This window comes from Terrisporobacter vanillatitrophus, from assembly GCF_051148895.1.
Lineage (GTDB): Bacteria > Bacillota > Clostridia > Peptostreptococcales > Peptostreptococcaceae > Terrisporobacter > Terrisporobacter vanillatitrophus.
Genome location: NZ_CP154625.1, coordinates 1,013,611 through 1,038,430, shown reverse-complemented (window position 1 = coordinate 1,038,430; position 24,820 = coordinate 1,013,611). Strand labels below are relative to the sequence as shown.

Below are 24,820 nucleotides of genomic sequence, written 5' to 3'. Positions count from 1 at the left end.
TTTATATAATACGGCAATTAATTTTCTTTATTTAGGTATTTCATCGTAACTACTTATTACTTTGTTAACTATACCATACTCTACTGCTTCATCACAGTTTAGCCAATAATTTCTATCTGTGTCATTTTCAACTTTTTCCAATGGTTGATTTGTTGCTGTACTTATTATTTTATTTATTCTTTTACGAACTCTAGCAATTTCTAAAGCTTCTATATGAAGATCTGTTGCTTGACCTCTGCATTGACCAAGTGGTTGATGTATCATATATCTTGTATTTGGTAGAGAATATCTATTTTCTTTGTCAGCAGCAAGATATATTGTTATTCCAGCACTAGCCACCCATCCTGTTCCTATAACTATAACCTTTGGTTTTACAAATTTAATCATATCATGGATTGTATCCCCAGCTTCCACATGTCCACCTTGACTATTTATAAATATTTTTATAGGCTCATCACCCATTTCTTGTAATATTAATAATTGAGTAGATACTTTTTCTGCTAATTCTTGGTTTATCTCTCCCGAAATAAATATTGTTCTAGATTTTAATAATTTTTCCATTACCATGTTAGATGTGTCTTTTACTTTTTCCCCTTTTTCCTCTAAATAAATCATTTATTTTCTCCTTTTATATCATTTTAATATAAACCACCTAAAGATTATTGTTAATTTATTCCTTATTAAACATTATATATCTATCTTATTTGCCTTACAACTTTCCATTTATTAAATTTTCTATTTCTTTTAATTTATTTTCACTTAAGGATTTTAGATATTCTACGTACAACTCTTCCCATTCATAATTTGTGTCTAATTTTTTGGAAAGAGTTTTTATTATATCTAACTTTTCCATTCTGTATTCTCCATAAAATATATATTTTCCTAAGATACTTAATTCTAAATTACTTAAAGACATGAATAAAAGTAAATACTCCTCTTCAAATATACAATTACTTTTTAACATATCTATATAATCTTTTATTGAATTAATTTTCTTATTTATTATATTTATCTTTTCATATATATTATCACTTTCTAATATTTCTTCTATTATTTCTCTAAAAGACTCATCATCTAATCTACTTTCTTCATCAATAATTAACTGACTTTCTTTATTTTTAATTTCATCTGTTATAACTAAAAGATTTATTAAATTGTCTCTTTTTAGTGCATCTATTGTAAGATTTATAAGATTATCTTCATATTTTTTCAAGTAAACTTTCTCATATTCCCCCAAATTGTAATCTTTAATTATTTTGTCTATTGATAAACTAATCAAAGTTTTTACTTCATTTTCATTTAATTGTTTCAATTTATTGTTTAATTTTTCAAAGTCTATTTTACTTATTTTCAAAGAATCATTATTGCAAAGTACAGAAAAAACCTTATTATTAATTGTCATTTCAAAAATATTTATAAGTAAATCTTTATAATCTATTTTGTAAGTATCTCCATAGGATTTTAGTATTTTATGAATCTCATCATTATTAAATTTGTTACAGATCTCATTTTCCAAGTATAGATTCCATAAATAATTTTTTATATAGTAAAGTCCCACCACATCCCAATCGTCAAATGCAAGAGGATAATCAATATCTGCCACACTTTCATCTGGTTCAAATTCTAAATCATAGTACTTAAAAAAATCAGAAATTCCAGGTAAAGTATCTTTATAAGCTCTTAAATCAGTATAAATTTGATTTTTTAATGTTTTTTCATATAAGTTTTTAGTATGAGTAAAATCCTCTTTTAATGTTGTTTTTCCTTTTTCATAAATATATGAAATTTCTTCATCCTTTAAAATGCTTATAGCTAGATTTATACTTTCCAAAGTATTCATATATGCATCTATTGTATACCATATTCCAATTATAAGCTTTTCTGCTTTTTCCACTGTAACAGAGCTACTTTCTCCTTTTGTATATTTCAATATTATATCTTTTAATATTTCCCCTATTTTAATTTGTACATTATATAAGAAAGATTTGGGTAATATTTCACACCTTACACATTCATTTATAAGAGAAATAGTATATTGATATTTTGAAAGATTACTAGAGTTAAAGTCTTTACTAATAAATTGTAAATTATTCATTCTTACCTATCCTTCCTAATCTATAATCTAGGGCAAACTTTTCAGATAAATTTTGTATATTGTCCATTCTTCCACTAGTTTTTTCATAGAATTCAACTATAATATCTATAATTTCATAATCACTTATTTCATCCAATGTTTCATTTTTTAAATAGTAAAAAATATCTTGTAAATCATTAATTATTTCTACATAATCATCTTTGTCTGTATATTGAGATGTATATATTTTATTTATTAGTTTTTTAGTCACATCCATATTCAGATCTATTCTTCCATAAGTTTTTAAACTATGTCCTCTTGATTTAATTATTTCTTCCACATCTTCAGGTGTTAAAATTAATCCATAAGCTGATGATTCTTCATTGATTTTTAAGATTTCATTTTTTGCTACAATAATAGCTTCATTTTGTAATGAACTTAAAATAATATTTTTTGTCAAATTTATCATCTCCTTTTTTGAAAAATACCTTGACTTTTTATATTTTTTATGATATCATTATATTGATATGCACTGTATGTGTATTTTAAATCTAACCTTAAGTATATTACAATTATATATAGTTGTCAACAAAGCAAAAGCAGTTTACCTGCTTTTTTTTATGCACAAAAAAGACAAGATTATAATAACTTGCCTTTTTGTATATTTTTTATTAATATATTACTACTGTTGTTGTATCTAAAATATTATCATATATCCAATGTGCATTTTCAATTGCTAATCTTATACAACCATGGCTTAATGCCTCACCTAAAGTATCATCAATTATTTCTGTCCCTTCAGGATTGAAAAGTATAGAATGATAATAATAACTTCCTCTTATTCTTGTAGCATATTTCACTCTATAGATATCTGATCCAAAATATGGCTTTCTACCATTTATATAAAAAGTCCCTGTAATTGTTGGTGTACTAGGAGCTCCTACAGTACTACTCCATTTGTAAAGTAACACCCATTGATTATTTTCACCTTTTTCAAATACATAAGTGAATCTATTTTTCAAATTTGTAGTAATTAAGTTTCTCGTTTGGCTTTTTATATTATTATCATTTACAAAAATAACCATATCTGTATCAAAATAAGTAAAATCATATGTCCCTGGCGGCATGCCATCATTACTTAAAAATACATTAAAAATATACCCTTCTATATCATCGTAAATAACCCTACTCCAATCTCCAATTACCTGTAAAACTTGAACCCTGGATTTTGCTGGAAGAATAGTTACTGGATTTGATGCTGAGTCTGCAAAAGATCTTACTTCAGTATCTGTCCAAGTATATTGTGTTTTTGACAAGTACTCGTTATATACAAACCCCCTCAATCCATTGTAAATTACCTCGTACCAATCTTCTTCTGCATCTATAACCTGAACTTTTGAACCTGCTGGTATTACTGTAATGATATTACCCTCAGTAGACTTTTCGTCCCTTAGATTTAAATTGGCAAGAGTATATTTTATATTATCATTTGAATTTTGTTGTCTTTTAATTCTACCCATGTTGCCACCCCCACAATAATATTTTTACAATATTTTATGAGAATAAAGCCATATTAGTTCATCATTATGTTTATATATCTAAATCTAATATGATGAAGTTCAATAAATCATCTAAAAATTTTTATAACTTTAATAATTAATGGCCAGCTATTAATTTTAATAGCTGGCCATATTAGTTATTTACTATTTAATCTTCTCATGTTTCTTTTCATATTTTGTATATTTTCTTTTACTGCCTCTTTTAATTTTTCTCCCTTTTCCTTACTAATAACTTTTTCACTTACCATTTTGTCTATTTTTTCACATTCTGCCTTATAAATTCTATCTTTCATTTCCGCTTCTTTAGATTCTCTGTCCTTTGTCATATAAGAATTAATATTTTTCACATCATCTTCTGTGAGGCTGCCACTTTCTTTTAGTTCATCTACACTTTCTTTTAGCAAACCTCCTCCAACTCTTGGACAAGGGCATCTAGGACAAGAGTTATCATCAGCATATGTAGATGAAGTTATTTCATTTTCCAATGCATTAACCGTTAAAACTCTTCCACACAATGTGCCCAATATTACGGATAGTGTAATTATTACTAAGCTTACTGACTTACTAGTTTTTTTCATATTTTACCTCCTTAAGTTTACAAAAGTATTTTTGATTAGTTTTACTTTTCCCAAAAACCTTAATTTAACCTTAAGAAAATAACTTTTTATAATAAATTCACTTCATTGAAAAAGACCTACATTTTAAATTAATGTAGGTCTTTCTAATTTACAATATGAATTTATCTGCCACCAGTTAGTAACATATATATTTTTGTCATATATTTTCTCATAAATATGGCTACACAAGCACATATTGTTATAGTTATTATTGGTGCTACAAAGAAAATAATTAAACTACTCGTTGAGCTTATTGGCATTACTTTAAACCACACCTTTTTAATAATTGATTGTAGGGGAATATGGAAGAAGTAAATAAATATTCCGTATTTAGCTAATCTCATTTCTTTTCCTAAATCAAACTTATTCTTAAATCGCTCTCCAATTACATCATAAACAAACCATGCAAATGGTATACCACACAATATTATTATGTTTTCAGCAAGTAATAATACATATTCATAGTTTGGTATTTTAGGCATATATATTAGAATAGTTTTTAGTATTATAGCTAGTATAAATCCTAATCCAAATAAATATCCCTTGTCCTTATATTTATTAAAGTATATATCAAAGTTTCCAACTGCAAAACATGCACCTATTGCAAACATTAATATAGGATAATAAATAACATCAAAGAACCAAAATACTGTAATTACTAGCAAGGCTTTGTCTTTTAATTTATCTATTACATAGTAGATTATTGGCGAAATTACTACGTTTATCATTAAGGCTCTAATATACCAAAACTGATATGGTAGAGGATAAATATAAGTATTTTTAAACAATTCTACTGCATTGTAATCAGTTATTATTCTGTCTGAGAACATAGATCTACCAAAAGCAGTAAGTTCTACTAGATATAATATTATTAGCCATCCTGTACACCATATAAAATAAGGTATAAATAAACTTTTAAATCTTTTTTTGTATTTTGATAAAAAAGCCTGTGTTGATGGTTTAAATCTATAAAAGAATAGGTATCCTGATATTACAAAGAATATAGGTACAGCTATTCTTACAATTCCTTGTCCTATAAAATTTTGTACTAATGTATTTACATTAAATACAGATGAATCTTCCAAGTTGTTAGAATGAAGAATAACAACAAAGAAAGTCATAATTAAAGACATATTTTTAATTTTATTACTAAGGTATTTGTCCATAAGTTCCCCTCTTTCTGCATATTTTACTTTTTTTCCTAAATTTCTAATAGTCTACACTTTAAAATACCATAATTTAATGGTTTTATCAATAAATCAAATGTGACATTTATGTTATATTGTCAAATAATTTTCATCATAAAAAAAGAAAGTTCTATTATTTATTTATAGACAACTTTCTTTTATCTTAATACTATAAAATTTATATTATATTTACATTCTTTAAGTATTTAATAAAACCATCCACGTCACTTCTTGCTTCTCTCAAATCTAAACTATATTTATCCATAACCATAGAAACGATTTCATCTTCATTTTTTGCACTTTCAAGACTATTCCAAATAAAACTTCCTATATTATTAACTTTTATTATTCCCTTAAAAGATGAGGCTGTTTCTCCTATTGGAACTAAAGTATTTTCTCCACAAATATTTCTCATACAAAATTCTTTTTTTATTTTCATAACTACTTCCCCCTTAAGTTTACCATTTATATTAAAACAGTAACTTTGTTAAAAATTTATTTATATTCTATAAATAATATATTAATTTCACCCCCATGTCAACGAAAACCAAGAAAACATTTTCTTATTCATATAATTTACTTTTTTAAGTTATTAATTTTATTTTGTAAAAAACATATAAATAATTAAAGAAAGCTTATAAAGGGCTTTAATTATTATTGGTCAAAAATGTCACTGCTCCAATTTCACAAAGTTAGAATATTTTAAATATATTTGCTTAAATTATATATATACTATAAAAGGAGGTAAATATGACATGTACATTTTAGAAACTTTTGTACAAAATTTGTGCGGTGAATTCAACAATGATGAGCAAATTAAAAGACAAGTAGAAAGTGGAAAAATTACTCACCCCCATGCCAGTCATATAAACGGAATTTGTAACAATAAAATTAAAAATTTACCTAAAAATTTTAAAGGCTATTTTGTAATAGAAGAGAGTTATTATGAGCAAAGCGGTAGAAAAAATTTCCTACCACATTTATTTCTTCTTACTCTAGGCAAAAATAATAAAGTAGTTTTAGAGTCCTACGAAATCCCAGAAACTATCTCCCAGGAAGATTTTAGAAACAACAATCAAAATTTAAAAATGGATTATAAGAAATTAAAAAAATCAGAAAAATTTAATCCTATGATATATGATGAAGAAAACGGAGTATTTACTGGTGAAAGTGTTAGTATGTTCTCTCCTATTACAAAATTTATTTTAAAAGAAAGGATAGAAGATAATATATTATATATAAGCGAAGTATTCTATAAGGACAACAAAAAAACCTTTGGCTTTGAAGATCCTATAATTTATAAAAGGGCTGGTAATTTGTGAGTTACCAGTCCTTTTATAAATTTAAAATTTAATTTTTCAAGTGTTTATAAAGGTGATGGCTTACTATAGTAATATCCCTGTACATATATTTTATCATTATCAATACTTTTAATGAGATTGATTTGATCCTCAGTTTCTACCCCTTCTACAACTAATACACTATCTGATCGTTTTGATATGGCTGATAAAAACTTTATAATCTCTTCCTTTACATATTCCTTTGACATAGTATATATAAAATATCTATCTAACTTTATAATATCAAATTCAATCTTTCCAAGAAGGTCTAGATTAGAATATTCCATACCAAAATCATCTATTGCTATTAAATAGCCTGCTTCTTTTATTTTTTTTATGTTTGATGATAATTGAGTAGTACATTGGAATTTTACTCTTTCTACAATCTCAAAACAAATTGAATTTCTAGGTAAATTATATTTTGTCATAAGTTCAATTGATTTATTTATAAATTCATCATTAATAAGCTCATCAACAGAAATATTTACTGAGATATACTTATTACCTTCTAATTTATATTTTTCATGGACTTTCTCATAATCTTTCATTGTTCTTTCTAAAACCCATAAACATAAATGCTGTAACATATGATTGGACTCTACTTCATGCAAAAACTCACTAGGAGGTAATATTTCTCCATTTTTATTTTTTTGTCTTATTAATGCTTCAAATCCTGTTATTTTTTCCACATTTGGGTCAAATATAGATTGATAATAAAGTATATATCTATCATTTTTAATTCTATATTTTATTTTCTTTTGTATAATTATAGATTTAATATTTCCTATTTTATGTAAGATAAGAATTATAAATACAATCAATATGGTCAATGTGGTAAATACATCCATATTATTATAATGTTTTATTTTAAAATATTTATTATAAGACTTTTCTAAATCATTAAAAATATCTTCTTTGTGTCTTTCCATAATTTCATTAAAATGGTTAATAATGTCTTTATTTTCCTTATTAGCTGCTATATAAACAGCTCCTGTAGAAAATCCGTATACTAAATAGCCATAGTTATGTTTATTTATAGGTTGTATGGATAAATCAATATCTTTTTTCTTAAATGCATTTATCAAATCTCTATGTTCATAAAATTTAATAATATTAACATTTATATTTTTATCTTCAAATAAAATTTTTATATATTCTCCATTAGTTTCATTATTTACAATTCCTAATTTTAAATTTTTCATATTTGCTAAATCAGCATATATAATTTGACTGTGGTTTGAAAATATTCCATATCTTTCAACACCTACAGATTTTTCTGAGTATAAAATTTTATCCATTCTATCTTCTGTTTTATTTAAACCAACAACAATATCTACTTTTCCTGATTGTAAGTTTTCAACAGCTTTTTTAAATGACGAAATTTCATATTTATAATCATATTCATCATATTTATCTATTGTTTTAATTACATCATCATAATATCCTTTTACATTTTGATTTTTGTCAATATAGTAACAGGGTTCATATTCATAAACTCCAACTTTTATAGTTTTTGAGGAAATCCTATCATTCAAACTATTTTGTCTACTATATAAAAAAAATCCTATGAATATAAATATAACTATAATGCTTATTAATAGTATTGACTTATAAGATTTATTCATATGAAGGTTTTTCACCTGCCTTCCTAAAATCTTCCTTTTCCTACTCTTAAGTATAATATTTATTAATTGTTTATAATAGTACTAATAATATTTTTTTATATTTATATATTTTCAAATAAAAAAGATAGAGCTTTCACTCTATCTTTTTGTTATATATGTTATTTATTAACTAATTAATTTATATTATGTCTGCTGCTTCTAACTGCTTTAAAAAGTCCCCTAAATCTTTTTTAGCATCTGATTTTTTTATGGTATATCTGTTTGTAATTAAGGAAAGCATTTCCTCTTCACTTTTGCATTCTTCTAAATTTTCCCAAACTAAAGCTTCAACTTCGTTTAAACTTATTAATCCATTGTAACCTTTTTGTGATGTGTTTTTGGGCATAAGAATATATTCTCCAGCAATTTTACGTAGATTGAAATCTTTTTTAATTTCCATGATTCCTCCCCCTTGTTCTAAAGTTTTTCATCATTATGTTCATGATAAAAAATAACCATCACTTAAATTCTACTTTAGTGTCCCTTTAATGTCAACAAGCCAACCATGATTTTTTTAATATATTACCTTACAAAATAAAGCAATCCATTTAAATTATTTATTTGTTTTTGTTATTTATCAGTTAATTTTATAACAAATAAAAGAAAGTAGTCACATTTTGTTAAAAGTATATAGGTTACTTAATATATTTCAAAATCAAACAGGTATCTAATATTACTTAGTTATGTTAGATATCTGTTTGATTTTTTATACGTTATGCTATGATTAGACTAACAATTAATATAAATAAAAAAGGGGCAATATGGAATTAGCAGATAGCACTAATTATGCCGAAGGCATATCTACAAATTTTGTTTATATAGCTTTAAGCATAGTAATTATAGGTGTAGGAGTTTATTTATATGCTAATTTACCTAATAAAATAGCATTGTCATTTTTTAGTTTTTTATTTTCTTGCTCTAAAGACTGTATTTTTCGTTTAAGAGATTCTATTACTCTATCTTTTGAAGTTTCTGTAAAAGTTTGTTTTTGAGAAATTACTCTCATTTTATGATTTTGTTTATTTATAGCCTTATTTATTGGCTCTAAAAGTTCATCTTTATAAGTATATAAAAATGTCTTACTCACACCTGCTCTACGACATATTTCAGCCTTTGAGATAGGATTATTTAAAAGGTCATCTAATAACTCTAACTCTTTTAATACAGATAAAACTGCCTGTTTTTTTAAATTACTTTCTTGCCTTTTTAGCCTAATTATTTCTGATGTATTAGGATTTTTATTAGCCATTATTGTACCCCCTTAATATAAAAATGCTTTGAGGCTTCAAAGGTTTCACCTTTATTAATTATTTCCAAAGCAACTTTATAAAATCTAACTATTTTATCAAATTCTTCTGCTTTGTCATTTAATCCCATTTTTAAGGCATTATCCTTGTGTATAGTTTCGCTTTCTATAGTGTCCTTAACAGCCTGTAAATGTCTTGGATATATCTTTTTCTTAACACAAGTCTTACAAGCCATATGAGGACAAGAAGGCATTTTATATGGATGTTCACAACAACCATCACCAAGTTCAAATACTCCTATTATTTTATTTTTAACCCATTTATTATCATATAAATTTTTTTCTTCTGATAAGTTATTCTTTATATAAGTAGCATCAGATTTGCTTAGTTTTTCTTTAAATTCTTTCTTCAATCTTTGCTGATATACCTTAATATATTTTTCTGTCATAGCAACAGAAGAATGTCCTAAAAATTCTTTAACAGCATAAATATCTACTCCAGCGTCAATCATTTCAGTTGCTACTGTATGTCTAAATTGATGTGATGAAATTTTATATACACTACCATCAATATTTTTAAGTGGTATTTGATTACATACATTGGGTAAAACATTATTAGCATTAAACATATCATGTTTAATGCTTTCAACTACAGGACTTCCGTTATTCTCTAAAACATGTTTTCCCTTACCTAAACCTCTATTATCAATCTTAATTTCTCTAAATAGATACTTGTATCCATCAGAAGCAGAAGAAAGTTCCTTAACTCTTTCAATTTGTCTTAATATAGCCCTTTCAATCATATTGTTTCCTTTTGAGTCTTTCAAGTGTGCTAATGGTATTCTTAAATCCTTTTGAATTTTAGCAATACGATGGTCTAAATAAAGCATAGGGTCTCCATCTAAATCATATTGGAGACACTCCATACTTTTATCGTTATGCTCAGCAATAAGATGACATATATCTTCGAATCTTCTTCCTGTATTTCTAATAACAATAAGTAAATCCCAGTATTTAGGTTCTATTATAGGAGTAGGTTGGTTGTCTTCTAACAATGGAATAATTGTACTCTCAATATAATCATCTAATTGTATTTTTATATTTGGAGGTATGGGTCTCGGCAACGTTTCTTCTTTTTTTGGAGAATCGTATTTATTCAATAATCCAATAGAAGGAGCATTATCCCATTTATTATAATACATATACTCAAACATTGATTTAACTATTGATAATGACATTCGCTTATATTTTTGTGAACAATTCATATTGGCAAGTATTGGCTCAATATGCGATTCTCTTTGCAATTCATTTAACGAATTAATATGTGGAAATAATTTGTACATGGAATCAAAAAACTGAGAAATATTTTTGATATTGTTATAAAAAGTTACTGGTTGCCAGTTAGATAACATATTAATAAAATACCTTTTAATTTCATATCTAATATAAATATTATTTATTTTTGTGAATTTAATAATATAGTGAGAAGGTTTATTATGCCTTGGATATTCCTCAAAAAGTCTTCTCATATCCCATATATCACTTTTAATATATTCTTCTCTTTCTTTTGGATTTTTAATATATTCAATCTCATTGTGAGAAGGATACGCCTCGTTATATAACCTTGAATTAAATCCAATGTTTTTAAGTAAATCAGTAAATCCTTCATCTTTAATGGCTCTATACCAAGGTCCAGAAGTTTTAAATCCTGCTAACTCACATATTTCATTATATTTTTTATCTTTGTTTTCATCTTTCTTTAAAATCTCGAAGAATTTCTTTTGAGATTTAGTCATCCACGAAGTATCAATATTGTCTACTGAAAAACTTATGATTTTATTTGAGGCTATATTATCTATTAAAATTTTATTTGCTAACCTCATAACTCCTATTCCTTTCTTTTTTGATTTTTATATTCCTGTAATCTTTGATACTCCTTCTTGTAATCCTCTGGTCTTAAATGGGCGTATATTTCCATAGTAGTTGTTACACTTGAATGTCCAATTCTTTTAGATATATATTCCCAATTAATCTGTTCACCTTTACTTATATATTCTCTTGCAAGTTCAGTTGCGTGAGTATGTCTTAACATATGTGGATGTATCTTAACTCCTGTTTTTTTACTATAATATTTAAACATGGAATCAAGAGTTGATTTGGTCATTCCATTTCCATTTTCATATGATATATTACTATTTACTACAACAAATAAAAAGTCACTATTAGCATTACTTTCTAACCATTCAGAACTTATGTATCTATCTATTAACGTCATTAAATCAATTGGTAAATGAACAAATCTATCTCTACCATACCCTGCCTTTGCTCTCGAGCCATTAGTATTATCTGCTCTAAATCTAACCCATAGACCTTCTTCTGCAAAGTTTATATCCTCTAAATGAATTCCAAGCAATTCATTTGACCTAAAACCACCTTCTTTTAAGCATAGTAGTATTATTTTATCTCTTAGAAGATTCACACTATCTAAAAACTTCTTAAAATCCTTTTGTTCCACAGTTTTAGGAATAGTTTTTGCTACTTTTGACTTTAAAGTATTTACTTGTATAGTTCTGCTATGTCTTGTATGTGCCAACATATCTTTATCTCTCATCGGTTGAGTTACCATAACACTTCTATAAACAACAGGATTTTCTTTAATTTTATTACTTGCTTTAAGCCATAGATATAAAGAACTAACTCTACTTATTATTCCATTTATAGTAGTTATACTTAATGAATCTTTTATATACTCAAACTCTATATCATAATTTAATACTTCAATGTTTTCATAAAACCTATATGGATTCTTTAACCATAGTTTAAATTGTGCTAATATATTAGGTTTCCCATCAAGGTCAAGTATATCTAAATCTTTAATTTTCAAAAACACAACAAAATACCAGAATTGATAACAATATGACTTAACTGTATTAGGAGATACCTCTCTTTCTGCTCTTGCTTGTATCATATTCAGATATTCCTTAACCAAGTTTATAAAGTCATAGTTATTATCAACTAAATAGTACATTAAACCTAAATTTGTTTGTGCTTTCACTATCCTAATTATCTCATACCACTTATATTTAGGACTTTTCTCTTTAATTCCTATCATCTCTTTAGTACCTCTCTAAAGTAATCTTCTAACTTAGATTTCCCTTATACTATTAATCTATACTAACTTTATATAATCTTTAATTACTATGTATTATTACTATAGAATTTTACATATAAAAATAAGGTAAATAATATCTAATATTACTTACCTTACTCTTATGATTTATATACTTTTAACATTTTGCGACTACTTTCTTAGTAATTTAAATTTTATTCTTTTACAGATTCAACTTTTAAAATTTCACTATTTTTATTAGAAAAATGTATAGTATTGCTACTTACACTTTTTCCACCTTCAACATTTTCAAATTTAGCACGATAAGTAATTCCACCTAAATAGCATCCACCTGAAGAAACAGTTTTATAATATACATAAACTGTATTTAAACTTTCATCACTTAAATTTTCCACAGTAATTTTTTTATTTTTAGTAGTTATAGCTACTTGAGACTCCATGGTAGATAAATCACTTACCATATTATTTATTGAACTCATATATATATATTTATCTTTTGGATTGAACTCTATCTTGCCACTTGATTCCATTACAAGTGCGCACACCCCTGGCTTTAAATTAGTAATTTTAAACTTTATGGTATTAGTTTTACCTATTATTTTCATATTAATTTCACCATAATCTATAACCTCTTTAGAAGTATTTTTTACTATTATGGCTAAAACATTATCTTTATTAACATCGCTACCATCTTCAACAAACTTTCCAGCATATTCTCCTATACTTATAATTTCCATATTTTTATTAGGAATAGAGTATGGAAGAGTAATTCCTCCTACAGTTATAGTTTCATTATTTGTTTGTTGTAAGTTAGTATTTGTATTATTCTGGTCTGCTAAGTATTCACCTGGAGTATATCCTTCTATTTTATCAATATAAATTTTATTAGAATCAACTATCAACTTTTCTTCTTCAATAACTTGATCTACTTTTTCTTCAGTTTTTACATTTTTTTTCTCAGCTGCTTTATCTTTCTCCACATAGTAACCTATGATGCCTAAACCTATTAAACATATTAAGATAGCAGATATTATAATTATTAATACCTTCTTCAATATATCCTCTCCTTATTTGTCTTTTCTTCTGATAATTGTTTTTGCAATAGCATTAACTTTAAAAATATAATTTCTAATGGGTCTAAAAAACTGCCATATTTTTATTATACTTTTATACTTCCAGTTGTCACAGGAAATCTCTGTATTGTTCCTTATAATACTGGAACAAACTCCTATGACTTGATCATTATTAACAATTTCTACCCACTGTTGCGCATCACCGTTCATAACAAAAGTCTTTTCATCTATTATTTTATATACTCTATGAAGAACAAATTGTCCTGTGCGCCTTTTTATGAAAACAATTTCACCTTTTTTTATAGGTCTGTTTTCTGGCGATTTTAATATTACACTATCACGAAGATGTATTAATATGGGTGTCATAGAGTATCCTGTTACTCTTAGTTTGCACTGCCCCCCATTTTTTATTATCTCTTCCATAATAGGCACTATTTCCTTACCATCTTTACAGGTATATACATAGTTATCCATTATATTCCCCTTGTTTTACATATAATAATTTTATTGTATCTTATATTACTAAGTTTTTCAAACAAAAAAATTAGTTTACTTACAATGTTCAACTGTTTTCATTATAAAACAAATTAAATATTTAATTTTCACTGAATTACTATATAAATATGTATAGTTTTTACCTTATAGTGTGTAAATTTACAATATTTGTTATAATAAAATTATGAATTTCAATTAAATATAAAATGGAGGGGATTTTTTGACGCAAAAAAAGAAAAAATTTAAATTTACAAAAATAGTAATTATATTGTTAGCATTATTAATAACTATTCCATTATTCACTTTTTATCATTTTTATAGCAAGTTAAACACTACAAGTGTTAAGGTTGAAGATGCTTACAAATCTAAGTATGAAGCTGTGGATGGTGTAACAAATATATTATTATTGGGTACTGATGGTAGAGAGAAAGAACTTGCCTATCGTTCTGACTGTATGATGATTGCAACTATTGATGCTAAGAATAAAAATATTAAATTAACATCTTTAGCTCGTGATACTTATGTAAATATTCCAGGTAAGGGCATGGGTAAATTAAACGCATCTTATTTTTGGGGTAAAGAGAAGTTGCTATTCCAAACTATAGAGGAAAATTTCCAAGTTAGATTGGACAAATATATTCAAGTTGATTTTGATGATCTAATGAATATTGTATTTTTATTAGGTGGAGTGGAAGTAGATGTTAAAGAACATGAAGTTGATATAACTAACAAATATATAGTTCCTTCATACAAAGAATGTTCTTATGCTAATAAAGGCGATATGAAACTTATAAGCTCACCAGGAAAACAAATACTAAATGGATATCAAGCTATTGCTTATACTAGAGTAAGAATTACTGACAGTGCTATACATAGAGATCAAAGACAAAGAGAAGTTATGTTATCTATTATAGATACTATGAAAGAAAAAGATTTTTCTGAGTATCCTAATTTATTAAATACATTGCTTCCATATGTATCTACAAATCTTGCACCAAAAGATTTAATAAATATAGGATTTACAGCATACAACTTTAAGCCTTTAACTGTAAAACAAGGACAGTTCCCAATAATTGATGAGGTTCACGTTAAAGGTGGTAAGTACAAAAGTGCTGGTTGGGTTTGGTTATACGATTTAAACTCAAGGAAAGTTTTACAAGACTTTATAAATAATGATATTGATATGGATAAAAACGAATATTTAAAAGATAATAGCAATATACGACTTAATTATTAATAAAAAACAAAATGAAAAAGACTATAGCAAAAGAATTTAATTTCTTCTGCTATAGTCTTTTTACATATTCTACTCTTTTCAATTGTTAATTTTTCATATTATAAAATTATAATATTCATAGTTTTATTAATTTACTTTTACAATTTTTAAAAGGAATTTAAATTTTTATGTAGAATAATTATATACGAAAGAAAATTTATATATATAATTTATTTAAATTTTCTGAATATTTAAAAGGAGGACTTTCGTAATGGAGGATCAAAAAGAGTTTAAGCCCTTTATACCTGCCAACAAAGTAGTTCCTGAATTTACTGCTACGTCAATCATCTTAGGTGCACTCATCGCAATTATATTCGGTGCTGCTAACGCTTATTTAGGTTTAAGGGTTGGTATGACTGTGTCTGCATCTATACCTGCAGCAGTTATATCTATGGGTATTTTAAGAATTATTTTAAAAGGAGAATCTATACTTGAAAACAATATAGTTCAAACTATAGGTTCTGCTGGTGAATCTTTAGCCGCTGGTGCCATATTCACCCTACCTGCCATGTTTATATGGATGAAAGAATGGGGAATTGGTAGCCCTAGCTTACTAGAAATTGCACTTATAGCTTTATGTGGTGGTTTACTTGGAGTATTTTTTATGATACCTCTAAGAAGAGCGCTGATTGTTAAAGAACACGGTACTCTACCTTATCCAGAAGGAACTGCTTGTGCAGAGGTTTTACTTGCTGGTGAAGAAGGTGGATCAAAAGCTTCTATAGTTTTCGCTGGACTTGGTATATCTGCTGTTTACAAATTTATTGCAGATGGACTTAAAATTTTCCCTAGTGAAATAGAATGGTCAATACCAGGGTACACAAACTGTGCCATAGGTATTGATGTATTGCCTGCTCTTGTGGGGGTTGGTTATATCTGTGGTTACAAAATATCAGGATATATGTTCTCTGGTGCATTAGTTGGATGGTTTGTACTTATACCAATGATATCTTTGTTTGGTGCAGATGCAGTACTTTATCCTGCAACAGATCCTGTTAGTACTTTAGGATATTGGGGAATTTGGGATAGTTATATAAGATACATCGGAGCTGGAGCTGTTGCCTTTGGTGGTATCTTAAGTTTAATCAAATCTCTTCCTTTAATAGTAGATACTTTCTCAAAAGCTATGAAAGACTACTCTATAAAAGGAGAAAACTCTACATTAAGAACTGACCAAGACATGTCTATGAAAGTGGTTCTGTTTGGTGCTTTAGCAGTAATTGTAGCAATTTGGTTAATACCTACTATTCCAGTTAACTTACTTGGAGCAGTAATTATAGCTGTATTTGGTTTCTTCTTTGCAACAGTATCATCAAGACTTGTTGGACTTGTTGGAAGTAGTAATAACCCAGTTTCTGGAATGGCAATAGCTACTTTACTTATATCTACTCTAGCTTTAAAAGCTTCAGGATTGGTAGGTCACGAAGGAATGCTTGGGTCTATAGCAATAGGTTCTATAATCTGCATTATAGCTGCCATAGCTGGTGATGCTTCTCAAGACTTAAAAACTGGTTACATAGTTGGTGCTACTCCTAGAAAACAACAGTTAGGAGAAATAGTAGGGGTTATAATCTCTGCAGTAACAATAGGTGCAGTTCTTTATTTATTAGATACTGCATGGGGATTTGGTTCAAAAGATATCCCTGCTCCACAAGCAACTCTTATGAAGCTTGTTGTTGAGGGTGTTATGAACGGAAATCTTCCTTGGCCATTAATATTTGCAGGTGCTAGTATAGGTTTAGCTGTAGAAGTTCTTGGTATTCCAATACTTCCATTTGCAGTTGGACTATATCTTCCAATCCACTTAAGTGCTGGAATAATGGTAGGTGGTCTAGTAAGATTATTTACAGAAAAAAGAAAGAAATCTACAGAAGAAGAGAAAAAAGCACAAGTTGACAAAGGAATTCTATATACTTCTGGCCTTATAGCTGGTGAAGGTCTAGTTGGTGTTCTTCTAGCTATTTTGGCTATAATCAAAATAGGTGGTAAAAGTATTGGAGATATAATCAATTTATCTGAATCAATTAACTTAGGTCAAATAGGTGCAATAGTATTCTTTGCCCTTCTAATCTTTACTTTACTAAAATATACAATTTTACACAAAGATAAGGAAAAGTCTAAGGCTTAGATTTTTTTCAGACTAAAGAATTGAATTTAACCCAGCAAAGTACTCTGTTTTAATAGAGTACTTTGCTTATATTTTAATATTATGAAACACCTGGAGGTAAATATGAAGCAAAATACTAAAAACTACTTAAACTTTATTCCCATAAAAAATCCTGATATTTCTTGGTCAAAAGATACTTCAGGTATGATCGTATTAGAAGTAAGTAGAAAAGGATTTTTTGATAAGATAGCACAAAAATTCTTCAAGGCTCCTGCAAAAAGCAATATAAAATTAGATAAACATGGTAGCTTTATATGGAATTGTATTGATGATAAGAAATCAGTTTATCATATTGCTCAAGATGTGAAAAATCACTTTGGTAAAAGTGCTGACCCTTTATATGACAGACTTGTAGCTTTTATAAATATTCTTGATGATAATAAATTTATAAATCTAAAGAAAGAAGGCGCTTAGATGAAATACATACTTTATATACTTATGTTTGCCCTTGCTACTGTTATTATATTTTCCTGGGGAATTATTAAAGAACAAAATAAATCTAAAGATCTTATGAGTCAACTTTATAAAAAAGCTGAGACTAAGGTGTTAAAAGCTTTTAATAAAAAGCAAGTTTTAACTAAAAAAGATATTGAAAATGAAGTGAAAAATATTAAGGCTTCTCTTTTTTATAGTAAAGACAAGATGATAGTTCAAAACTCATCAAGCTTTGCTAAAAATATTATTAATACTATGATTAATAGAAATTTAATTGAGAAAACTACTGAAGGATATGTTTTAAAAAACAATTAAAAAAGGGCTAAAGGCCACTTTTTAATATGATAATATTATTAATATATTACATCTAAATATTTTTTACTAATATATCCTTGTTTATTATTATACTTAACCTTACATGTTTTTCCATTACTCAATATAGTAACATAAGATCCTTTTGGTATTCTAGAAACTGTGGCACTTTTAGTATACACACTTTCTCTTAATCGAATATTTTTATTTACATTGACTATTTTTCCTACATTATATAATCTAATGTAATTGCTTTTTACATATCCGACTTTATTATTGTACTTAATTCTTATCCAGTCATTATTTATTTTTCCATTTTCTATATTGTCTAATATTTTAACAGAAGTATTAAGGCTAATTTTATCTATTATATTAGTTCTGCTAGCAGTAGACATGCTACTACGTAAATTCAAACTTTTTTTAACATTAACTATCTTACCCTCAGATGCACACGCTTTATTAGAAAGCTCATTAATCATTCCAGCTAATTTGTTTGCCATATAGCTGAAACTCTCACTGTCTGAACTTCTATATTTTTTATTTATCTCTAGTTGTAATGTAGGTACTCCTAACTTTGAAGAACAATAAGTAGACATTGTATAAGGCTTGCCACCACTGAAGTATTTATTAACTGTATAGTTATTGTTTCCTAAAGAACTTTCTACTAAAGATAGTATATAATCTTGTCCTAATAAGTTAATATTACTACTATTTCCAGTTCCTATATCTATATCACTATCTCTGCTAGAAGCCATACCATGTAGATCAATAATTATTTTTATGTCATTTTTTGCAACTATTTCCTTTATTTTTTTACGATACTCAGTTTCTTTAGTTGTATAATTTTCGTCTCCATTAGTACTAGCTTTATAAATTATATGCGCTCCTGTAGATTCATGTAATGCTTTAGCTAGTGCACCTGTATAAATATCTGCACTTTTATATTTTTCATTTCTCCATTGTTTAACTGTATGAGGTGCAGATATTAATATTGGTATATTTCCAGATATGTATTCATAGTCATTTTTGCTAGTTCCAAAATAGTTATTACTTATAAATTGTTCTTCCTGTTTTTTTATGTATTCTGTGCTATATAGATTATTAGCGTATGTATAAAATTTGTTAGTTGGTAAATTGATGGTACTCATTATAGCAAGCATTGATATAATTATTTTTTTTATTTTCACCACTTGTCCTCCTTTATTTAATACATATTTTTATTATACTATTAATAGATTAGCATAAATTTACAATTTATACTATTATATCTATATTCTTCATCTCCTATTAATGACCACTATGTTGTCTTTAGTGTCATAATCATTACCAAATATACTTATGTAATCCCTCTTTTCTAAAGGAACTTAAAGTATTAAAGGTATTAAATAAGTTTCTGTAGCATGAGCCTATAAGTATTAGTTGGATTAGTTTCATCAAACTCCATTTTAAATATATTTTACTTCTGTATTATCTTCTGATTCTACGCTTTTATTTTTAAGTATGCTTTTAAGCTTTTCAAGTGCTGGAACTAATGTACATCCCATAAGGAAAAATACTACATTAAATGTTGTTATATCCATTGCTTCCTTTGGTATTTCCAGCGACTTAGGTCCCAAAATAACTGCATATATTGACCCTATCATAAGACCTATTATGCAATATATTGTTTGTGGTCTAAATTTTCTAAGCAAAGATCTCACACCTCTTACAGTTAAAAAAATGCCTATTAAAATCCCAGATCCAAATATAATGACACCTGGCAAGTAATCAAAATTAAACTTAATTACACCTTTTACACCCTTAAGTATTGGTGTATAAAGACCAAATATTAGTAGTATGGTAGAACCTGATATCCCTGGTAAAACCATGGCTGATATAGCTATCATTCCAGATATAAATATATAAGCTCCAAATCCTAGGCTTAAATTATCTAAATTAATAGAATAACTGTGCCCACTACCTTTCATTGGGTTAAAGTAAGTTATTAGACAAACGACTATTATTCCTAATATTAAAAATATTATATTTTTATAATTTTCTTCTAATGTTTTTCTTTCTGATTTAATTATTAGTGGAATAGATGCTATTATAAATCCTAAAAATAAAGAACTTATTTCATATATATTTTTTTCAAATATGGATGTTATAAATAAAACTGATAATATAAAACCAACTGTCCATCCTACTCCTATTTTAGATAAGAATTTTAATGCTTTTATTCTATCTGTTCTATTTCCAGATATTAAGTTATTTAATGAATTCACAAAATCATCATAAAAACCTAATATAAATGCTATTGTACCTCCTGATACCCCTGGCACACTATCTGCCAGAGCCATACAGAATCCTCTAATAAAATTTAATGTATATATATAATTCACCCCCTATAAATTCTATGAATGTATGTATGTATGTTTATTATAAAAACTTACCCCCTTATCTTATACGGATTCTGGGGGTAAAAGTTAAATTATTCTGTAGTTATGGCAACTCCTTTTCCTATAGATTTAATATCTTCACTTATGGACTTACTTTTTAAGAATGATATGAAGTCATCTCTAAGTTCAGGTCTTTTTAGTGCGAAATCTACAGTAGCTTCTAAGAAGCCTAACTTATCACCTACGTCATATCTTCTTCCTTCAAAATTGTATGCATATATAGCTTCTTTAGTCGCTAAAGTTTGAAGAGCATCAGTAAGCTGTATTTCCCCACCTTTTCCTGGTGCTTGATTTTCTAATATGTTGAATATTTCAGGAGTTATTATATATCTTCCTAATATGGCTATATTTGATGGTGCATCTTCCACTGCTGGCTTTTCTACCATATCCTTTACTTTATAAACTCTCTCTTCTATATGTTTAACATCAAGTATCCCATACTTGTTCACATTTTCCCTAGCTACTTGTTGAACCCCTAGTATAGAAGTTTTGTACTCATCATAAGCATTTATCATTTGCTTTAAACATGGAACTTCAGCATCTACTATGTCATCTCCAAGTAATACAGCAAAAGGCTCATCTCCTATGAAACTTTTTGCACAGTGAACAGCATGTCCTAATCCTTTTGGTTCTTTTTGTCTGATGTAGTGGATGTTTACCATGTTTGATATGTTTTGAACCATGTCTAGCATTTCTTTTTTTCCTTTGTTTTCAAGTTCTAACTCAAGCTCTACACTGCGATCAAAATGATCTTCTATAGATTTTTTGTTACGACCTGTTACTATTAAGATTTCTTCTATGCCTGATTCTATAGCTTCTTATAGTGATAGGTAAATCTTTGAGGTTATCGCCAACTTTTCCCCCACTTCACACCGTACGTGAGAGTTTCCCCTCATACGGCGTTCCAACAATTAAACATTTTAATAATTAAATAACTGAATTTCCTACTAACTTTCTTAAAGAATCAACTCTTTTTAAACCTTTTTTATCTAAACTCATCTTATTTAGATACTTAGCTATTGTACCCAAATCAGTACTGTGTATAATCTCATAAGCCTGTGTTGTTAACCACACAAGGTTTTTATACTCATCAGTACCACCTAGGCTCTTTGGAACTTTGCGATGACATTCCATAAAACCAATTTGCAAGGCTTCGCCTGTAATATAACATTTACCTCTTTGACCTGCAAACAATGATATCTTATTATCATTAAACTCTGTTGACTCTGATTGGTATTGGTTACTAAGTAAATATTGTACTATATCATCAAATCCAAACAAACTATCATGAAGTAACTCTCTTCCTTCAGATGTATAATTACATTTGTCTTGTGTAAAACATAATGCATTTTTGGTTTTACAGCCGTAGATAGGAAACATTGTTATATTTTTAATAGTTATTGGCTTACCATTGTAATTTCCGTAAAGTCTTTCATATGTTTTAGATAATTTAGGTTTATTATTCATTATATTCTTTAATCTAGCTCTTAAGGTTTTTCTTACTAAGAAATCTATTTCCGAAAAGTCTTTACTCACATGCGTAGCATATTTATAGTAATTATGGCTACCTAGTATCATTGAATTAAGCTTTGATACTTGTTTATTATTTTGACTTTTTTGTATATCTTTTATCTGTTGTTTTAATTTATTAATAGTATTTTGTTTAGCCTTGCTAGTCATTCTACTATTACATACATATTTTTTACCTTTCAACTTTACCTTTAATTTAAATCCTAAAAACTCTGTGTAGTTTTTCCTTAAATTTGTTATCTTTGATTTTTTCTTACTAACATCTAGGTCTAATCGCTCTTTTAACCACTGTTTAACTGCATTAAATATTTTTATAGCTGATTTATGGTCTCTACAAAATATTTTAAAATCATCTGCATATCTTACAAGCCACATTTCTTTTAGGTTAGTCCTTTTTTGAGACCTATACCTATTATTACTAGCTTTATATGAATGTTGTGATTTGAAGGTTTCCCATTGTGAACTAATCCACCAATCTAATTCATTTAAAACTACATTTGCTAGTAATGGGCTTATAATACCACCTTGTGGCGTACCTTTTGTAGGTATTCCAATTCCCTGTATCTCTGATTTTAATATTTTACCAATTATGCTTAAAAGTTTTTTATCTCTAATTCCCAGTTTCCATAGCTGTTTTTTTAGTTTACCATGGTTAACATTATCGAAAAATCCTTTTATATCTATATCCACGACATAGTGAAGTTTATTCCTATTCATTAAGTGCATACACCTTGCTATTGCATGTGATGTATTTCTATTAGGTCTAAATCCGTAACTATGTTTATGAAACTTTGCTTCGCATATTGGCTCTAATATTTGCTTAATACACTGCTGTATTATTCTATCATCAATACAAGGAATACCTAACGGTCTAAGCCCTCCTCCTTGTTTAGGAATTTCTTCTCTCCTAACACTTTTGGGAGTGTAATTTGTAAATTTCCTTTGAATCAAATCTACAAATTCATCTTTGCTTAGTTTTTTAAGACTTTCAATATTTTTATTATCAGTACCTACGGTTTTTGAGCCTTTATTATTTTTGATATTTCTATATGCTAGTAAAATGTTATTTTCACTAGTTATATCATCCATAAGGTTAACAAATTTATGATTATTACAAGAATTTAAATATATCTCATCAAAAGTATCTTGCATATTGTAATATTCATTATTTCTTAGTAATTGTCTTTTCTCTAAGGTTAAGCTTTCCTCCAAGTCTACTACTTCCTCCTTGTATAAATACCTTCGGTTTTGTATCTCTTAGTCTTACTCGAACCTTGGACTATTCAGTATTTAATTATCAATGTACAAATTGTCTAGTGGCTATTGCTAAAATATCATTACAATATTTATCTTCGCTTCATGCCACCACTCTCACTTGGATTAAGATAAGTTATACTCGTAGAATTTTCCTTATCAATATTTCATAGGCGGTAAAGCCTCTATATTCCAAGCTTTCCTTGTTCCGATATTACTATCTATAACATGTACCCTTAGGTCGTTGGTATGAGCCTGTAAGCTTGATAGTGCCTGTAACACTATATGGAGTTTCATATAATAGAGTTTTACTAATCCACACTTACTGCACTTTGGTGCCATATTCATTTCTGAACATTATACATTTAGACCCGTACATTCCCAACTTCGTCAGTTCTTATGAACATACTAACCATAGATATTTTTAGACTCTAGGCCTATCACCACTCGACTGCCTCCAGTTCGCATTTCCTCAGCATAATTTTGTTAGGGTGGCTCTCAGCCATTTTAACGAGCTTCTAACCCTTTGATATTTACCTATCCAAGCGCTAGTCGTAGCTTTGAGAAGGCATTTCAAGGCGTTACCCTATCATTCTACCTTTCGTAATATCAGTTCTAATAATTATTAATTATTAGGCTAGTTTTGTAGTAAACCCACGCTTACCTTTGTCTAGCAACAAGTCGCACCTATTATATATTGTAGAGTTGGTTTATCTACTATTGGTAACATTTCTTTTGCTTGTGCTTTTGTTGCAGGTAAAAATCTAGTACCCAGTCCTGCTGCTGGTATAATTGCTTTTCTTATTGTATTTTTTCTCATTTACTCCTCCAAAAATTTGCTTCGCTCATGTCTCCAACGAGATGATTTGGCTACCACTTCGGTTATCTCAGTTGATCAAAACTCACTTCGATCAAATATCTATTTCCAAAGGTGGGCAACATTTTTGTTATCACCTTTATTTATTTATTTTTAGCTATATCTTCTATTTTTCAACATAAGATTTTAAAAGCTATAAGTGTCCA

Annotated in this window: 22 protein-coding genes and 2 pseudogenes; 5 read left to right on the top strand and 19 right to left on the bottom strand. The window is 27.6% G+C overall.

The window, feature by feature from the left end:
• Positions 1–27: 27 nt before the first annotated feature.
• From TVTCOM_RS05225 to TVTCOM_RS05195, 7 genes are all read right to left on the bottom strand, one after another.
• Complete coding sequence (locus TVTCOM_RS05225) at positions 28–615, bottom strand: ATP-dependent Clp protease proteolytic subunit (protein ID WP_434798791.1); 588 nt, start codon at positions 613–615, stop codon at positions 28–30.
• Between the two features lie 94 nt (positions 616–709).
• The gene (locus TVTCOM_RS05220; RefSeq protein WP_434798790.1) at positions 710–2,095 is read right to left on the bottom strand and encodes a DUF6179 domain-containing protein; all 1,386 of its coding nucleotides are present in this window, start codon (positions 2,093–2,095) and stop codon (positions 710–712) included.
• Entirely contained in the window at positions 2,088–2,543 is a 456-nt protein-coding gene (locus TVTCOM_RS05215) for a DUF6323 family protein (RefSeq protein ID WP_434798789.1), read from the bottom strand. Before TVTCOM_RS05215 ends, TVTCOM_RS05220 begins: the two co-directional genes overlap by 8 nt.
• Positions 2,544–2,745: 202 nt before the next feature.
• A complete protein-coding gene (locus tag TVTCOM_RS05210) occupies positions 2,746–3,594 on the bottom strand; it encodes a L,D-transpeptidase family protein (RefSeq protein WP_434798788.1) in 849 nt (282 codons plus the stop codon).
• A 176-nt stretch (positions 3,595–3,770) separates the two neighbouring features.
• On the bottom strand, positions 3,771–4,211 hold the full coding sequence (locus TVTCOM_RS05205; protein ID WP_434798787.1) for a hypothetical protein: 441 nt from the start codon (positions 4,209–4,211) through the stop codon (positions 3,771–3,773).
• Between the two features lie 161 nt (positions 4,212–4,372).
• Positions 4,373–5,416 carry an acyltransferase family protein gene (locus tag TVTCOM_RS05200; protein ID WP_434798786.1) on the bottom strand — a complete coding sequence of 348 codons (1,044 nt, stop codon included), beginning with the start codon at positions 5,414–5,416 and terminating at the stop codon, positions 4,373–4,375.
• Positions 5,417–5,615: 199 nt separating this feature from the next.
• Positions 5,616–5,876: a PqqD family protein gene (locus TVTCOM_RS05195; RefSeq protein WP_434798785.1), complete on the bottom strand. Its 261-nt coding sequence runs from the start codon at positions 5,874–5,876 to the stop codon at positions 5,616–5,618.
• Between the two features lie 316 nt (positions 5,877–6,192).
• On the opposite strand from TVTCOM_RS05195, the gene TVTCOM_RS05190 reads away from it, so the two are divergent.
• Entirely contained in the window at positions 6,193–6,759 is a 567-nt protein-coding gene (locus TVTCOM_RS05190; protein ID WP_434798784.1) for a hypothetical protein, read from the top strand.
• Between the two features lie 44 nt (positions 6,760–6,803).
• On the opposite strand, the gene TVTCOM_RS05185 is transcribed toward TVTCOM_RS05190, so the two are convergent.
• The 7 genes from TVTCOM_RS05185 to TVTCOM_RS05155 all read right to left on the bottom strand — a co-directional run bounded on the left by TVTCOM_RS05185 (position 6,804) and on the right by TVTCOM_RS05155 (position 14,364).
• The gene (locus tag TVTCOM_RS05185) at positions 6,804–8,402 is read right to left on the bottom strand and encodes an EAL domain-containing protein (RefSeq protein ID WP_434798783.1); all 1,599 of its coding nucleotides are present in this window, start codon (positions 8,400–8,402) and stop codon (positions 6,804–6,806) included.
• A gap of 178 nt (positions 8,403–8,580) precedes the next feature.
• Positions 8,581–8,841 (bottom strand): PqqD family protein, encoded by a 261-nt coding sequence (locus tag TVTCOM_RS05180; RefSeq protein WP_434798782.1) that lies wholly within the window; start codon positions 8,839–8,841, stop codon positions 8,581–8,583.
• A gap of 453 nt (positions 8,842–9,294) precedes the next feature.
• Positions 9,295–9,690, bottom strand: a complete 396-nt coding sequence (locus TVTCOM_RS05175; protein WP_434798781.1) for a DUF6262 family protein — start codon at positions 9,688–9,690, stop codon at positions 9,295–9,297.
• Positions 9,690–11,570 carry a tyrosine-type recombinase/integrase gene (locus TVTCOM_RS05170; protein WP_434798780.1) on the bottom strand — a complete coding sequence of 627 codons (1,881 nt, stop codon included), beginning with the start codon at positions 11,568–11,570 and terminating at the stop codon, positions 9,690–9,692. The genes TVTCOM_RS05175 and TVTCOM_RS05170 overlap by 1 nt, the downstream gene beginning before the upstream one ends.
• 5 nt (positions 11,571–11,575) lie before the next feature.
• The gene (locus TVTCOM_RS05165; protein WP_434798779.1) at positions 11,576–12,799 is read right to left on the bottom strand and encodes a tyrosine-type recombinase/integrase; all 1,224 of its coding nucleotides are present in this window, start codon (positions 12,797–12,799) and stop codon (positions 11,576–11,578) included.
• A gap of 212 nt (positions 12,800–13,011) precedes the next feature.
• Complete coding sequence (locus TVTCOM_RS05160) at positions 13,012–13,872, bottom strand: hypothetical protein (protein ID WP_434798778.1); 861 nt, start codon at positions 13,870–13,872, stop codon at positions 13,012–13,014.
• 12 nt (positions 13,873–13,884) lie between these two features.
• Positions 13,885–14,364, bottom strand: coding sequence for a S24/S26 family peptidase (locus tag TVTCOM_RS05155; RefSeq protein ID WP_434798777.1), 480 nt, complete (start codon positions 14,362–14,364; stop codon positions 13,885–13,887).
• 241 nt (positions 14,365–14,605) lie between these two features.
• Between TVTCOM_RS05155 and TVTCOM_RS05150 the strand changes: the two genes are divergently transcribed.
• The 4 genes from TVTCOM_RS05150 (at position 14,606) to TVTCOM_RS05135 (ending at position 18,578) form a co-directional block, all read left to right on the top strand.
• The gene (locus tag TVTCOM_RS05150) at positions 14,606–15,622 is read left to right on the top strand and encodes an LCP family protein (protein WP_434798776.1); all 1,017 of its coding nucleotides are present in this window, start codon (positions 14,606–14,608) and stop codon (positions 15,620–15,622) included.
• Positions 15,623–15,872: 250 nt separating this feature from the next.
• On the top strand, positions 15,873–17,789 hold the full coding sequence (locus TVTCOM_RS05145) for an OPT family oligopeptide transporter (protein WP_434798775.1): 1,917 nt from the start codon (positions 15,873–15,875) through the stop codon (positions 17,787–17,789).
• Between the two features lie 102 nt (positions 17,790–17,891).
• Positions 17,892–18,242, top strand: a complete 351-nt coding sequence (locus TVTCOM_RS05140; protein ID WP_434798774.1) for a PqqD family protein — start codon at positions 17,892–17,894, stop codon at positions 18,240–18,242.
• Positions 18,243–18,578, top strand: coding sequence for a hypothetical protein (locus TVTCOM_RS05135; protein WP_434798773.1), 336 nt, complete (start codon positions 18,243–18,245; stop codon positions 18,576–18,578).
• 38 nt (positions 18,579–18,616) lie between these two features.
• Here TVTCOM_RS05135 and TVTCOM_RS05130 read toward each other — a convergent pair whose 3' ends face one another.
• From TVTCOM_RS05130 to TVTCOM_RS05110, 5 genes and pseudogenes are all read right to left on the bottom strand, one after another.
• Positions 18,617–19,762, bottom strand: a complete 1,146-nt coding sequence (locus TVTCOM_RS05130) for an SH3 domain-containing protein (RefSeq protein WP_434798772.1) — start codon at positions 19,760–19,762, stop codon at positions 18,617–18,619.
• A 258-nt stretch (positions 19,763–20,020) separates the two neighbouring features.
• Positions 20,021–20,914, bottom strand: coding sequence for a DUF368 domain-containing protein (locus TVTCOM_RS05125; RefSeq protein WP_434798771.1), 894 nt, complete (start codon positions 20,912–20,914; stop codon positions 20,021–20,023).
• 131 nt (positions 20,915–21,045) lie between these two features.
• A pseudogene (locus tag TVTCOM_RS05120) lies at positions 21,046–21,831 on the bottom strand (UTP--glucose-1-phosphate uridylyltransferase); the annotation flags it as partial.
• A gap of 109 nt (positions 21,832–21,940) precedes the next feature.
• Complete coding sequence (gene ltrA / locus TVTCOM_RS05115) at positions 21,941–23,755, bottom strand: group II intron reverse transcriptase/maturase (RefSeq protein ID WP_434798770.1); 1,815 nt, start codon at positions 23,753–23,755, stop codon at positions 21,941–21,943.
• Positions 23,756–24,485: 730 nt separating this feature from the next.
• A pseudogene (locus TVTCOM_RS05110) lies at positions 24,486–24,617 on the bottom strand (sugar phosphate nucleotidyltransferase); the annotation flags it as partial.
• Between the last annotated feature and the right edge of the window lie 203 nt (positions 24,618–24,820).

What these genes read in the sequence shown, in the direction of transcription:
- TVTCOM_RS05180 (WP_434798782.1), bottom strand. Translation starts at nt 8,841, where the DNA reads ATGGAAATTAAAAAAGATTTCAATCTACGTAAAATTGCTGGAGAATAT.
- TVTCOM_RS05195 (WP_434798785.1), bottom strand. Translation starts at nt 5,876, where the DNA reads ATGAAAATAAAAAAAGAATTTTGTATGAGAAATATTTGTGGAGAAAAT.
- TVTCOM_RS05175 (WP_434798781.1), bottom strand. Translation starts at nt 9,690, where the DNA reads ATGGCTAATAAAAATCCTAATACATCAGAAATAATTAGGCTAAAAAGG.
- TVTCOM_RS05170 (WP_434798780.1), bottom strand. Translation starts at nt 11,570, where the DNA reads ATGAGGTTAGCAAATAAAATTTTAATAGATAATATAGCCTCAAATAAA.
- TVTCOM_RS05190 (WP_434798784.1), top strand. Translation starts at nt 6,193, where the DNA reads ATGTACATTTTAGAAACTTTTGTACAAAATTTGTGCGGTGAATTCAAC.
- TVTCOM_RS05215 (WP_434798789.1), bottom strand. Translation starts at nt 2,543, where the DNA reads ATGATAAATTTGACAAAAAATATTATTTTAAGTTCATTACAAAATGAA.
- TVTCOM_RS05200 (WP_434798786.1), bottom strand. Translation starts at nt 5,416, where the DNA reads ATGGACAAATACCTTAGTAATAAAATTAAAAATATGTCTTTAATTATG.
- TVTCOM_RS05210 (WP_434798788.1), bottom strand. Translation starts at nt 3,594, where the DNA reads ATGGGTAGAATTAAAAGACAACAAAATTCAAATGATAATATAAAATAT.
- TVTCOM_RS05185 (WP_434798783.1), bottom strand. Translation starts at nt 8,402, where the DNA reads ATGAATAAATCTTATAAGTCAATACTATTAATAAGCATTATAGTTATA.
- TVTCOM_RS05220 (WP_434798790.1), bottom strand. Translation starts at nt 2,095, where the DNA reads ATGAATAATTTACAATTTATTAGTAAAGACTTTAACTCTAGTAATCTT.
- TVTCOM_RS05225 (WP_434798791.1), bottom strand. Translation starts at nt 615, where the DNA reads ATGATTTATTTAGAGGAAAAAGGGGAAAAAGTAAAAGACACATCTAAC.
- TVTCOM_RS05135 (WP_434798773.1), top strand. Translation starts at nt 18,243, where the DNA reads ATGAAATACATACTTTATATACTTATGTTTGCCCTTGCTACTGTTATT.
- TVTCOM_RS05155 (WP_434798777.1), bottom strand. Translation starts at nt 14,364, where the DNA reads ATGGATAACTATGTATATACCTGTAAAGATGGTAAGGAAATAGTGCCT.
- TVTCOM_RS05145 (WP_434798775.1), top strand. Translation starts at nt 15,873, where the DNA reads ATGGAGGATCAAAAAGAGTTTAAGCCCTTTATACCTGCCAACAAAGTA.
- TVTCOM_RS05140 (WP_434798774.1), top strand. Translation starts at nt 17,892, where the DNA reads ATGAAGCAAAATACTAAAAACTACTTAAACTTTATTCCCATAAAAAAT.
- TVTCOM_RS05165 (WP_434798779.1), bottom strand. Translation starts at nt 12,799, where the DNA reads ATGATAGGAATTAAAGAGAAAAGTCCTAAATATAAGTGGTATGAGATA.
- TVTCOM_RS05205 (WP_434798787.1), bottom strand. Translation starts at nt 4,211, where the DNA reads ATGAAAAAAACTAGTAAGTCAGTAAGCTTAGTAATAATTACACTATCC.
- TVTCOM_RS05125 (WP_434798771.1), bottom strand. Translation starts at nt 20,914, where the DNA reads ATGGCTCTGGCAGATAGTGTGCCAGGGGTATCAGGAGGTACAATAGCA.